The sequence below is a fragment of the Erythrobacter sp. W36 genome (assembly GCF_057364935.1).
Genome location: NZ_CP200281.1, coordinates 2,601,850 through 2,614,435 on the forward strand (window position 1 = coordinate 2,601,850; position 12,586 = coordinate 2,614,435).

Here is a 12,586-nt window from a genome sequence, read left to right on the forward strand (position 1 = left end):
TCAATTCTTGCATTTCACATCACTAAAGTGTCGCGCATCCCTTCGCGCTCAAGGGTCACTTGGCCTTCGCCAATCTCTACGATTTTGTGCCCGGTCGGCAGGCTGGCGCCTACGAACCAACGGGTGCCGTCTTCGGTCACCAGATAGCCAGGGTCACCGGCTACAAAGCTGGCCGCGCCATATCCCGGCGCATTGAAGAAATAGGCGAGATCACTGCCGCCCCGATTGGGGTCTGCGCGAAACTCGACCGAGCGGACGTGCGGCAGGTCTTTCTGGACCAAAGCGGTCAGTTCGCCTTGCTTGTCCTTCGGCAGAAACGGCCCTTCGATAATCAAACCGCTTGCCCCTGCTGGCAGAGCCCGCGCGTCGATTTTCTGTGCCGAAAGCAAGTCAGTTGCAGTTTCCGCCGCTTGGGAAAGCGTCTCAACCCCAACGAACAATGACGGGTGCTCGGCCGCCGCCCATTCGCGCAATTGCAGCAGAGCGCTTTCATTGGGCACAAGCCCGGTCACCGCCAGCGCGCCCGTGTCTGCGGCGCGTCCAACCTCAAGGCCGCGAAACCCTTGATCAACCAGCGCCAGCTCAATGGCGGTGGGGTCATCAGCATCCGGGCTAAGCGCGGTGTTCCCAAAGAACGCACCGCCTGCAATCACCAGCAGCGCAGCTCCGATCATACCCAGCTTACCAGCGCTCCATTCGATCCCAGCGATCCTGGTACGGGCCGGCTGAGAACGCAGCGCCAGGCGCTCGCCCATATCTGTCGCGGGCAAAGCGTCTGCCTCCTGCAACGCAACGACCATGGTCTCACTGGCGGCTTCGCTCGCATCCGACCAGCGTTCTTCATCATCTCCGCCGATTGCAAATTGCAGATCGCCAATCTGAACCGGGAGATAGGGCTCGAGCACGAGCTTTTCGCCTGCCCCCATATCACGGCCCAGCACCACGGCCTCGCCAGAGATGATCTCAAGCATCGGCCGTTTGCCGCAGGTGGCGAGCCTCAGCGCGCAGCCTTTGGTCGAGCGATCGCGCAGGACGATATCGTTTTCAAAGCTGTGGCCGATCGCCAGCGAACGGCCAGGCGGCAAACGATGCTCAGCGCCCCGCGAGCGCCCATTCAGCACCCGCAGCGTCAGCGCTATGCTTTCGCCAGCCTCTTGCACCTCGGCAACTGAAGCATGCGCATTCATCGGCGCTGTCTCGGAGTGACAGGCTCTTCGCCGCGCAATTGCTCCATCGACAGAGGTTCAACCTCATTCGCCGACAATTGAGCCGTGCCGAGATTGCTGATCCTAGGCGTCAGGAGGAAGAGGCGTTCGTAATGATCCTCGCCTTTCTTGCGCTTGCGAAACAGCTGACCAAGGCCTGGAATATCTCCGAGCAGCGGTGTCTTGCGCTTCCGGTCATATGTGGTCGTCCGGGTCATACCACCCAGCATCACGCTCTCGCCCTGACGAACGATCATATGCGTTGCCAGATTGGCCCCGCCGGTCACGGGAACACCGTCAACGACCATGCCATTGAGCTGTGTGTCGTCGATCTCGATCTGCATGCGAATTCGCATATCGCCGCCATCTTCGATGGCAGATGGCCGCACTCGCATTGTCAGGCCATAATCAACGGTAACGGCATCAACTTCGCGCTCTCCCTCCAGCTTAATCACTTGCTGGGTGCTGTCTCCGAAAGAGGCGACTTCATTGTTCAGTGATGTAAGCAATTGCCGTGTTGTCACGCGAACAGCGCCGCGCTCTTCCAGTGCCTTGGCTCGGGCCAGAAACACACTTCCATCTCCGCTCAGATAGCCGCCTGTAATCCCGCCTGGGCCCAAATTGGGGCCGCCACCGAACAGCAATCCAAGACTTTCAATTCCGAATCCAAAATCAAGGCCGAGCTCTTTGAGCTTGGTGACATTGAGCTCCAGGATCGTAACCTGCGTCTCAATACTCAGCGGCTCGATATCGAGGTTTGCGATCAGCTTCTCATAGACGCCCATGGTTTCCGGACGATCGCGCACGATCACCGCATTGACGGTCGTATCAGCCGAAATCCGCGGTCCATTCAAATCGCGTTCAATACCGCGCCGGTCGTCCTCGTCCCGCTGGCTGAATTCCCGGTTTCGATCATCGAATGGCCGATCGCGTAGGCTCCGCAGCCCGGTGGTGCTGTATTCATTTGCGGAATTTGAAGTGACGCTGCCGACTTGCCGACCGTCGCCCATCTGCTCCTGAAGCAGAGTTGCGACCCCCGGGATAATCGTGAGCAAGTCCGCATTGCGAACCGGGCGATCGGCTGCGCTGCGATATTTCAGATAGAAAATGCGCACCTCAAACGGATTGCGAAGGCCCGCCTGCCGGATCACTTCCGAGCGCACGCTGGCGCGCGCGAGCGGTGCGCGGAGCAATGGCGAGGCGACTAGAGGAGGCGCTTTTGTAGCCGGGGCAACTTGTGCAGGAGCCGACAAGGCCAGAGCCTGCAATTGGCCTGTCATATGCTCGACCTTGTCGAGGAAGGACGGCACCCCCGTTGCCAGCAGCATCCCGTTCCGGCTCTGGACGGTGTTGACCGCATCGGTGAGGCCCATGCTCTCGACCTGAGCCCGCACTTTCTCGCCATCGTAAGTCGGTATCGTACGGCTGGAAATTTCATCGTTGCTGTAGATCCGGGCAACTGAACCATCCCAGTAAACCACGAGGCCGTAGGCGCGCGAGATTGTGCCCCAAATGGTGGATGGATCGTCCTTGAAAACGCCCTGAACCTTGCCCTTCACCCCGGTGCTAACTTTGGCGCGAAGGCCTGCCTCGCTGAACAGGTCAGCCACAAAATCACGCACGTCCTGACCGCGTGCGCTGATCGATATCGGGTTCTCCTGAAACGGCACTTCGCCAGCACTCGCCGCCACCGGCGCCAGCATGGCCGCCAAGCCGAGACCGGCAATCATTGGCTTGCGCATGACGCTCTTCAAAAAAGGGAAAATCGAACGGGTGTTAAGGGGGTTCACTCCGCAGCCTCCGCATAAATTTCGTCCGGCTCGGCTGCGTGAGCAACCAAATCCGGAGCGATGTCGAGTTGCCGCACCACATCAAGCGGAACGGCGGGGTTTAATTCGTTGAAACTCAAAACTGGCACGTCAAAAAGATCGGCCGCGCACACAAGGCGGAGTGGCCTGCGCAGGTCTTGCGCGGTCAGGATGGCGCGGGCGCCGCCAGTCTCCACTTCCTGCCCAATCAGCTTAACGAGCTCACGCATGCGCAAGGGGTCAACGGCCAGGCGCGGCTGACCATCAATGCTGGTCAATGTTGCCCGGATCGCATCTTCTGCACGCGGGCCGATCATCATGACCTTGAGGCGCCCGTCCTCGCATAGCGGCGCGACAATATTGCGCCGCAAGGCAATACGAACCCGCGCAGCGATCATATGCGCCTCGCGCTCGGTCTGACCGGCCTCGCTGATCGCTGCGATGCAATCGCGCATATTGCGCAGCGATACCTGCTCATCGGCCAATATCCGCAGGACTTCGACGATAGTCTGGATCGGCACGGCGCGAACTGCTTCTTTCACCACTTCTGGGTGGCTCTCGCCCAGCACATCGAGCTGATCAGTGACCTCCTGCAGGCCAAGGAACAGGGTTAGATTGCGGCGCAGCAGCTCGCGCATAAACGCGGGCACTCGCTCCTGAACTAGCTCCGGCTTTTCGCGCGCCGCGCCAAGCGGAGCGTCATAGGCCAGCAGCTCCCAGCTTCCCTCTGGCTCATGGTCCGGCATGCGCTGGACCCGCAGCGCCGGAAGAGCAACGCCGGACACCATTTGCAGATCGTCTTTGGCCGCCTCAAGCTCACTGGTTAGCAGCGCCATCTTGCTGGCATTCATCGCGCCCCACTGGAGCGACAGGACCAGCGGCTCAACCTGCGGAGCAGGGCGCGCTTTCAGGATGATTTCTTCTGCAGCGGGAGCATCATCGCTTTGCCCGCGCGCCGCGAATTCCCGCATCTTGCCGCCAACAACGGGATCGCGCCAAGCGCCCACCAACATCAGCGTCAGCCCTAGCGCGCAGAACACAGCCCATGGGAAACCCGGTATCAAACCAAGCGCCAAAGCAATCGCGCCCGCGGCAACCAATGTGCCAGGGCGCGCGCCGATCTCAGAGAAGATCGCTGGAGCCAGATCAGGCTTAGTGCTTGGATCATTGCTGCGCGTCACCAACAATCCAGCGGCGAGCGCACACAGAAATGCAGGAATTTGCGCGACCAGCCCGTCGCCAACCGTCAGGATCGAAAAGGTTGCCGCAGCCTCTCCCAGTGAGAGGCCAAAGGTGAGCATCCCAACCGCGATGCCGCCAATGAGATTGATGACCACAATCACGATCGTCGCAATCGCATCGCCTTTCACGAACTTCATCGCTCCATCGAGGCTGCCGTAGAGCCGGCTTTCCTGCTCCAGCTCGCTGCGTTTTTTGCGCGCTTCGTCCTTGGTCAGCATTCCGGACCGCAGATCACTGTCGATGGAAAGCTGCTTACCCGGCATCGCGTCGAGGCTGAAGCGCGCGCACACCTCGGCGACCCGCTCTGAACCTTTGGAAATCACAATGAACTGAACCACTGTGATGATCAGGAAGACGACGAGACCAACGATGATATTGCCGCCAGCGGCCGTTTCACCAAATTCGGTAATGATTTGGCCGCCGTCCATTTCGGTCAGGATCATCCGCGTCGTTGCGATACTGATCGCCAGCCGCGCGACCGTGGTGAACAGCAGGATCGATGGGAAGGTGGAGAATTCCAGCGGATGGCGGGCGCCAATCACCGCGATGAGCAACAATGCGGCTGCGGTGAGATTGAAGGCGATGAACACATCCAGCATCACTGGAGGTATTGGCAAAATGAGCATTGCGAAGATTGCGACCAAGCCGCCGATAACAATCAGCTGGGCTGTTGGCACTGCCGATGCGGCATGCTTAAGCTTCGCGCTGAGCGCCATCAGAAGTTCACCGCAATCCCGTTCTCGCCCGCGAGTGAGACGTAATTGGCCTTCACCTTGGCAACATAATCTTGAGTTTCACGATAAGGCGGGATCTTCATGCCGTGCTTGCGAACGGCGCCTTCACCGGCATTGTAGGCGGCGAGCACGAGCTCCAGATCCCCATCAAACGTCTGCCACAAGCGGCTGAGCAGCTTGGCGCCCGCATTGATGTTGGTCGTGGGGTCAAACAGATGCTGAGGATCTCTTACCCCCAGATCGCGGCCCGTGCCCGGCATCACCTGCATCAGACCTCTGGCGCCAGCGTGGCTGACTGCGCGGTCGCGGTAACGGGATTCTTGTTTGATAACCGCGTGGAGAAGCAGAGGATCGACCCGGTGGACCCGCGCCGCTTGCTCGATGATCGCGTCGAAACGCGTTCCATAGCTTTGTGGGCTGAGCGCCAGCACCGCCTCGACATCCTGATCACCAATCAGCCCTTGTCCGCCCAAGCCATCAAGCTCGATCGGGCCGCGTGCGCTTTCAGGAGGAATGATTGCGACAATGGAGCCATCACCGAGTTTGAAGGTCTCCGCCTCCAAGCTTGGTTTTGTGCTCGCTTTTTCGGATGTTTTATCTCGGCCCTTTGCGTCCGCCTTGGCCGCCAAAATGAACCTGGGATCGTCAGTGGCCTCGTCATTGTAACCGGGGCCGCGGAGCATTGGCTCGGTCTCTTCAGAGATCGTCGTGCTGCGAACGTTTGCGCGCGGGCGGTTGGCCTTGAAAGCTGGCGACTCGATCACGGTGGTTTCGGCGCAATGGCCCAACAAACCCTCGAAATGTCTAAGCGAATCAACGCTGGCTACACGAATGGGCGCATCGACCTGGCATTCACCTGGATTTTCGATTGGCTCCGGATCTCGCTCTTTCGCAGCGACCCCCGCACCACAGAGTACAGTTAAACCAGCACCGATTAAAGTAAGCTTCGCACCATAAAACTTCATGCCATGAAGAATTAAGACACAATTGTTTTGTGTTTTACTTGACACGCGACCTCCTGTTCAGAACTCAGTTCTAAACCAATCAAGTAACCTAGCTAATTGCCAACGGGTCGGGAATCCTGCCTTTGGCCCCACCAAGCCAGCAACCATGATGGTAAAGGATATTTGGTAAGTTTGAAGGGCCCACGTAAACCTTGGGAAAACTTGCTCAATTGCCCGGAATTGCGTGCGTTGTGCGACGAATCGAGTGCTTTTCGCGTTTTCAGTTCACCGTAAAATTGGAGCAATTCGTCTGTGACACATTTGTGAAGCGATTACTGCAACCGACTCGAGTCGCCACAAGTTTCACTGGTAACGACTTCAAAGCCCGTTGACTTTACTAACAAGGGTGCAAATAACGTGATTTCCGGGCCTGCCATCCGGAGTCGCGCAGGGTGAAAAATCGCCTCTGCGTACGCATCAAAAGCCCGTTTCTGACAGGCGTCTTATGAGGTGAGTGGCAGGCCAAATGGCGGATGAAGATAAAGGCGGCGACAAGACAGAGCTGCCGACTCCCAAAAAGCTAAGAGATGCGCGCGAAAAAGGCGACATCGCCAAGGCTCAAGACATTACGTCCATGCTTGGCACTTTTGGGGCAATCCTATTATTGATGGTGGCGGGCACGTGGATCGCGCGCAGCATTGCCGATTTTGGTGACCGGGTTGTGACCCAGGCGGCTAGGCGGCGATTTCAACTTGGCATTCGATGGCCTCGCCGGAGAGGGAGCCTTGCTGCTGCTGATGCTGAGCGCCGTGATACTCATCCCCCTGTCCGCGCTCGGTGGTTTGTCAGAAGCCTTCCAAACTCGCGGCCTGTTCGCGCCTAAGCGGCTTGAACCGAAATTTGAGAACATCAATCCGATCAAAGGACTGAAGCGGTTGTTCGGTAAGGACGGATTGGTTCAGCTGGTCAAAACGCTGGCGAAAGTGCTCGCCGTTCTCGCCGTCATTTGGCTGGTCGCTTATGGGCATATTGAGAAAATGGGCTCCATGCTGCTGCCCGCCTCAGAGGCCGTTTGGCGTGACGGGCTTGGCGCACAGGCAGGATCGCGTGATGCGGCCCTGACCTACAGCATAACGCTTGAGATTCTTGCTTGGATCGGCGGGTTGTTCGTAGGGATCGCCCTCATCGACAATGTGTGGACCAAGCAGCGCTTCCTCAAGAAGATGATGATGAGCCGACGCGACATCAAACAAGAGGTGAAGCAAGACGAAGGCGATCCTCATGTGAAGGATCACCGGCGGCAGCTGGGCCAGGAATGGGCGCAATCAGGCGCTATCTCAGCGACGCATGACGCATCCGCGCTGCTCGTCAATCCAACGCACCTCGCCATCGCGCTCGACTATGATCCAGACCGCGCACCTGTCCCCGTGATTTTGGCACGCGGCGATGGTGAGATTGCGCAGGCCATGCGGGAGGCAGCGATCGACGCAGAAGTCCCAATCATCCGCCACATCCCAACGGCGCGCAAACTGTGGGCGCGCGGCGAGGTTGGCGAGATGGTTCCAGAGGAATTGTTCGATGCCATCGCCGAGGTGATCTTGTGGGCGAAGCGTGCCCGGGCCGGAAAGGCTCCAATGGAATGTGAGCTCGACCACGGCCGCGCGCCGCCCAGCGAACCAAATGATACAGAACCAATGGAGTTAGAACCGTCATGACCATCGGAACGGTGCTTTCGTCCCTGCTCGCAATCATCTTGTCTCTAGCCTTCGTCATCGCTCTCGCATGGGGCGGGCTATACCTCATGCGGCGCTTTCAGGACGGGAGCTTCGGGAAGCTGGGCGGCCAGCAAGACACGCGCAATTTGCGCTTTATCCGGGCCCTGCCAATTGGACCGCGCGAACGCCTGGTTCTGATTGAAATTGAGGGCGAGGAGATGCTGCTGGGAGTGACCGCGCATTCAATCTCTCGGCTGAGAGAATGGCCCGCTCCTGGTTCAGCCGAAACGGCCACGGCCGCTGCGGACTACGATGCCGATCAGACGCCGAGCGATGCCGCAAAAGAGCGGCCGCGTTTTCGCCTGCGTATGTCTGATGAGGGGCAGATATGAGCGCTCATCGAGAAAGTCCCGAGGGCGTGGCCAGCAGCCTGCCAAGCTTGGACGCCGATCAATGTGCGTGGGCGCATCATGCGGCCCGATTACTAGCCCGCCGGGGTATGGCGACATCGGTCGTGCCAGCTCAATCTAAACAGGCGGACTGGTACAAAGCGGATGGCCTTGCCTTTCGCCCGCCGCCAGAGAAGCGCGCGCCGCTGGGCGCGGCGGCTGACGCATTGGTGAACGCCTTGGCTTTGCACAATTCGTCGCTCGATGAGATTGAGCAGGCAACCGGCCTCGCTGCTGAGTTCAACAATCATGGCGAGCTCGGCCATGATCTTGCCTGCGTTCGCCTCACTCGCGCTGGCGAGAATTTGGGCGAGATCGCGCCGCTTGCACCGCCGCCCATACCCTGTCCCGCAGCCACTCCGGTGCCGGTGCCGCTATCTCTCGCGGCGACGCGGCTCACTCTGGATGAGGCTGAAGCATTGGGAGGGGGCGACCTGCTGCTACTATCTGGATCGCCTTGGCCCGTCATCGAAAACGCGGCCAGCCCAGTCGGCGGCGGCGTTGCATTCGATCCGCAAACAGGGCGGCTGATCAGCGCGTTTACAAACAATTCCAAGAACTTTGAGGCAGCTCCGATGAGTAACCCATCAGACTCCAGTCAAATGACCGTGCCAGTGGCTCTGCAATTGCCCGATGCGGTCCTTTCGCAAGAGGGTCTGGCTGCCCTTGCAGATGCCGGATCGATTGACCTCGGCCCGGTGACGGAGGGCCTGCAGGTCACTATCAGTGTTGGCGGATTGCCGGTCGGCAAAGGCGAGATTGTACGCGTGGGTGACCGTTTTGCCGTTCTGGTCGAGAGCCCTTCACCAGCCGCAAACCAGCCAGGCGATCAACGCGCCGATACAGCCACGCCCGCCGCTGAAGAAGCATCGCCCGGCGAGCCAACGAGCGATCCAGGCGAGATGGCGGAAGAGACGAAATGATGGAACTCGGGACATTCACCCCCGGCTCCGCGCTGATCACAGTATTGCTGATCGCGCTGGCTCCGTTCCTAGCTGTGATGGTCACCAGCTTCACCAAAATCGTGGTTGTCCTGGCCATCGTGCGCAGCGCGCTTGGGCTGCAGCAAACCCCGCCCAACATCGTTCTCAATGGATTGGCGCTCATCCTATCCGTCTATGTCATGTACCCGACGCTTCAGGACATGTCGGCTGCCGCCGGAATGGGGGCCGAAACCGAGGCCACCATGCCGGGCGACAGTCCAGCCAGCCCGTCCCAACTTGGCGACACTCAAGAGATCATATCGACCGCCGACAAAGCGAAAGAACCCCTGCGCAAATTCCTGCTCGCCAATACGGATGCGGAAGACCGGGCCTTCTTTCTGGCGACACAGCGGCGGATTAGCGGCCCAGAACGCGCCGCAGAGATTAGCGACAGCGACTTTGTCATCATCGTCCCGGCGTTCGCGGTGCGCGAGCTAACAACAGCCTTTCAGATCGGGTTTCTGATATTCCTACCCTTCCTGATCATCGATCTGGTGATCTCGAATATCTTGCTCGCGCTCAACATGATGATGCTCAGTCCGGTCACGATCTCCTTGCCGTTCAAGATATTGCTGTTCGTCGTGATCGATGGCTGGGCGAAGCTCAGTCATGGACTGGTGCTGTCCTATGCGATGTAGCAAGGCGAGGCATCGGCCATGAACCTGACCGACATCACGCTTGAGGCATTGTGGCTAGTCCTGCTGCTTTCAGCTCCGCCGATTATCGCCGCGTCGGTGGTCGGCCTGATGGTGGCTGTGGTGCAAGCAGCGACGCAGATCCAAGAGCAGACGCTGCAATTCACCCTCAAATTCTTCGCGATCGTGCTGACCCTGTTCATTACTGCCAGCCTGATGGTTGGCAGCCTGTTCGCCTTTAGCGACAAGATTTTTAGCAATCTCAACGGGCTGGTTGGATGAGCGTTGGGGGCGCACTTGGCCAATCGCTGATTTCAGCCGCCCCTTGGACTGAGCAAGCGCTGCTGGTCGGTGCCGCATCTGCTCGGTTTGCCATGGCCTTCATCATGCTGCCTTTGTTTTCGCCGCAACTGATCCCGCCGCTGGTGCGCAATTCCCTGATCATCGCCTTTGGCTTGGTCGCTCTATCACTGCCCGTCTCCTTCTCGCCCAGCACCTTGACCGCAGCACAATGGCTGGCGTTGTTCGGACGCGAAGCGGCAGCAGGCGTTGTAATCGGCCTATTCTACGCGACATTCCTCTGGGCAATGGCCTCGGCAGGCGAGATTATCGACAGCAAGACGGGCGCAACCATCGCGCAGATCGTCGATCCGATTTCCGGGAACACTCAGTCACTTTCCGCCACCCTGCTGGGCAGGTTTGCACAAGTAACCTTCGTAACCGCCGGCGGCCTGACGCTGCTCATTGGAACCCTGATGATGAGCTATGCTCTTTGGCCAATGGGGCCAGGCGGCGTCGAACTCGACATGTCGTCGGTCATCCTGTTCGAGGGAGAGTTCGGTCGGTACTTTATGATTGCCTTCATTCTCGCTACCCCTGCGCTTATGGTCTTGTTTATGATCGACCTTGGTATGGGATTGCTCAATCGCTTTGCGCAGAACTTCAACGTGTTCATGCTGTCGCTATCGATCAAAGCCACCGCTGCGATCTTTGTGCTAGTCCTGATCTTGCCCTTGCTCGGCAATCTGGTCGCGAACGATCTGATGTCGCGCGATGCCGTTGCACAAGGCATGCTTGACCGCACAGGAACGCCGCAGTGACTCAGCGCCCCAACCATCCATCAGCCGAGGGCCTTGCCACTCGCGCCAGCTCGCAAGGCAACCCAAGAAGCGGCTCAGAGGTCGATTCCGAATTGCTCGCGCTGATTGAAGAAATGCGCAGCGCCGCCAAGCGTGATCCATCGCGCAAGCGTGAGGTCACCGTGGGCGAGTTTCTAGTCGATGGAGCGCGGGTGCCGCTGTCTCTGGTTGATCCACTGCAGCAGCTCACCCGGACGGAAGCCGCTGCCCTCAGGTTTGCGGGTTGGGGTCGTTCCAACGCCGATATTGCGACCCTGCTGGCGATAAGCGAGGGCACCGCCCGCACGCACCTCAATAGCGCGGTGCGCAAACTGGAGCTTGATGGGATGCGCGGGCTGGTCGCGCTCGCAGGCTTGCTGTTCCACCCGCTCGACTAGCGCCGAGATACAGCGAACTGCGCCGATCTATACGATCTGCAGATACCGCCCAACCGCGCGCCAACATATGCTGCACGGCGTAGTGGTTGGAGAGATCTAATGGCCGAAGTGAGTCGCAGCCAAACGGCGTTGCAATCGCAGTCTCAGAACAACGCGAGCCCTCTCAGCGTCGCGGCAAGCTTGGTCAATCAAAACCGCGATCCTGTTCTCAACGCTGCTGGACTGCGCAGCGATCTGGCAGCACTTCAATCTGCCTTTCCAGCGCAAGCCAATGCAATGGAGCAAGTCGTCCTGGCGCAGATGTCTCCGCGCGAACAGGGCGAGTTTATGCGCTCAGGAACGGCGCAGACGCCCGTGGCTGCCAACGATCCAGGTCCCTCCACCGCGACTGTTGTTGCAGACCTGACGCAGCTTACCTTAGATCTGGTGGGCATCGTTGAACCCACTCCGTTTGCCGATGGTAGCAATGCTATCATTTCACTCGGCCGCTCAATCGGCTCAGCGTGGAATGGCAATTGGGGCGATGTCGGCGGACACCTGCTGAACGGCACACTCTCAGCGGTCGGGATCATCCCGTATCTCGGCGATGCGGCGAAAGCTGGCAAGATCGGCAAATGGGCGCAGACCGTTGCTGATGCAGTTTCCATGGCGGCTCGCAATCCTGCTCTTCGGGCAACGATGGAAGCTCCGCTGAAAGAGATTCAGGGCCTTGTGAACCGCATTCCTAAGGGCGCGATTGACAGCCTGCCGCATGGGCGCTCGCGAATCTCTTGAACGCATGAAATCTCAGCTTGATGAGTTCTTCGGTGCGGGCGCAAGGGCCGCCGATAACATTCCGGTGCGGCAGTTCGACAATGCGGCCGATTTCAACCGCGCCGCCAATAATGCGGCCCCCAACACCCGCTATGAATATGGCAATTACAGCTACACCACCGATGCAAATGGGCGCGTTTCCATGGCGGAGGGTCAGATTGACCTCACTCCTGCTGGGCGCAACGATCCAACATTGCAGGCGGATATTGGACGCGAAGGCCGCTCAACAGATGTTGGCTTTCACATGATTGCCGATCGTTTTGGCGGGCAGACCAACCGACTGAACGTAGTTGCTGGCAATGGCAAACCCATCGGCGATGGCGTCGCCAACCTCAACCAGGGCGCCTTCAAACGGTTCGAAAACCGCGTTGCTGATATAGCGGCGCAACCTGGAAACACCGTTGAAGTCAGGATAACGGCAAACTATGATCCAACAAACGTTACGACCCGTCCTGATAGCTTTGGTGCTCAATACAGGGTCAATGACGGGCAGTGGAGAACTGCGAACAACGGCGAGCCCTTCATCAATAAGTAAGTCGGAC

General features: G+C 58.9%; 13 protein-coding genes and 1 pseudogene. 10 read left to right on the forward strand and 4 right to left on the reverse strand.

Features of this window, described 5'->3' with window-relative positions; all coding sequences use genetic code 11:
* Positions 1–14: 14 nt before the first annotated feature.
* The 4 genes from AC0V6U_RS12740 to AC0V6U_RS12755 are packed head-to-tail and all read right to left on the reverse strand — an operon-like array spanning position 15 to position 5,753.
* Positions 15–1,187 (reverse strand): SctD/MshK family protein, encoded by a 1,173-nt coding sequence (locus AC0V6U_RS12740; protein WP_472643536.1) that lies wholly within the window; start codon positions 1,185–1,187, stop codon positions 15–17.
* Positions 1,184–2,947: a secretin N-terminal domain-containing protein gene (locus tag AC0V6U_RS12745; protein WP_472643537.1), complete on the reverse strand. Its 1,764-nt coding sequence runs from the start codon at positions 2,945–2,947 to the stop codon at positions 1,184–1,186. The genes AC0V6U_RS12740 and AC0V6U_RS12745 overlap by 4 nt, the downstream gene beginning before the upstream one ends.
* Before the next feature lie 44 nt (positions 2,948–2,991).
* Positions 2,992–4,971: an FHIPEP family type III secretion protein gene (locus AC0V6U_RS12750; protein ID WP_472643538.1), complete on the reverse strand. Its 1,980-nt coding sequence runs from the start codon at positions 4,969–4,971 to the stop codon at positions 2,992–2,994.
* Complete coding sequence (locus AC0V6U_RS12755) at positions 4,971–5,753, reverse strand: lytic transglycosylase domain-containing protein (RefSeq protein ID WP_472643539.1); 783 nt, start codon at positions 5,751–5,753, stop codon at positions 4,971–4,973. Before AC0V6U_RS12755 ends, AC0V6U_RS12750 begins: the two co-directional genes overlap by 1 nt.
* Before the next feature lie 706 nt (positions 5,754–6,459).
* On the opposite strand from AC0V6U_RS12755, the pseudogene AC0V6U_RS12760 reads away from it, so the two are divergent.
* The 10 genes and pseudogenes from AC0V6U_RS12760 to AC0V6U_RS12805 form a co-directional block, all read left to right on the forward strand.
* Positions 6,460–6,651 (forward strand): annotated as a pseudogene (locus tag AC0V6U_RS12760) (EscU/YscU/HrcU family type III secretion system export apparatus switch protein); the annotation flags it as partial.
* A 34-nt stretch (positions 6,652–6,685) separates the two neighbouring features.
* The gene (locus AC0V6U_RS12765; protein WP_472643540.1) at positions 6,686–7,648 is read left to right on the forward strand and encodes an EscU/YscU/HrcU family type III secretion system export apparatus switch protein; all 963 of its coding nucleotides are present in this window, start codon (positions 6,686–6,688) and stop codon (positions 7,646–7,648) included.
* Complete coding sequence (gene fliO / locus AC0V6U_RS12770; RefSeq protein WP_472643541.1) at positions 7,645–8,040, forward strand: flagellar biosynthetic protein FliO; 396 nt, start codon at positions 7,645–7,647, stop codon at positions 8,038–8,040. The genes AC0V6U_RS12765 and fliO overlap by 4 nt, the downstream gene beginning before the upstream one ends.
* Positions 8,037–9,020 (forward strand): FliM/FliN family flagellar motor switch protein, encoded by a 984-nt coding sequence (locus AC0V6U_RS12775; protein ID WP_472643542.1) that lies wholly within the window; start codon positions 8,037–8,039, stop codon positions 9,018–9,020. Before fliO ends, AC0V6U_RS12775 begins: the two co-directional genes overlap by 4 nt.
* Entirely contained in the window at positions 9,017–9,718 is a 702-nt protein-coding gene (gene sctR / locus AC0V6U_RS12780) for a type III secretion system export apparatus subunit SctR (protein ID WP_472643543.1), read from the forward strand. Before AC0V6U_RS12775 ends, sctR begins: the two co-directional genes overlap by 4 nt.
* Before the next feature lie 18 nt (positions 9,719–9,736).
* A complete protein-coding gene (sctS, locus tag AC0V6U_RS12785; RefSeq protein WP_472640431.1) occupies positions 9,737–9,997 on the forward strand; it encodes a type III secretion system export apparatus subunit SctS in 261 nt (86 codons plus the stop codon).
* On the forward strand, positions 9,994–10,815 hold the full coding sequence (sctT, locus tag AC0V6U_RS12790; RefSeq protein ID WP_472643544.1) for a type III secretion system export apparatus subunit SctT: 822 nt from the start codon (positions 9,994–9,996) through the stop codon (positions 10,813–10,815). The genes sctS and sctT overlap by 4 nt, the downstream gene beginning before the upstream one ends.
* On the forward strand, positions 10,812–11,231 hold the full coding sequence (locus tag AC0V6U_RS12795) for a helix-turn-helix transcriptional regulator (RefSeq protein ID WP_472643545.1): 420 nt from the start codon (positions 10,812–10,814) through the stop codon (positions 11,229–11,231). The genes sctT and AC0V6U_RS12795 overlap by 4 nt, the downstream gene beginning before the upstream one ends.
* A 99-nt stretch (positions 11,232–11,330) precedes the next feature.
* Complete coding sequence (locus AC0V6U_RS12800) at positions 11,331–12,005, forward strand: hypothetical protein (RefSeq protein ID WP_472643546.1); 675 nt, start codon at positions 11,331–11,333, stop codon at positions 12,003–12,005.
* The gene (locus AC0V6U_RS12805) at positions 11,983–12,579 is read left to right on the forward strand and encodes a DNA/RNA non-specific endonuclease (protein WP_486169489.1); all 597 of its coding nucleotides are present in this window, start codon (positions 11,983–11,985) and stop codon (positions 12,577–12,579) included. The genes AC0V6U_RS12800 and AC0V6U_RS12805 overlap by 23 nt, the downstream gene beginning before the upstream one ends.
* Positions 12,580–12,586 lie beyond the last annotated feature (7 nt).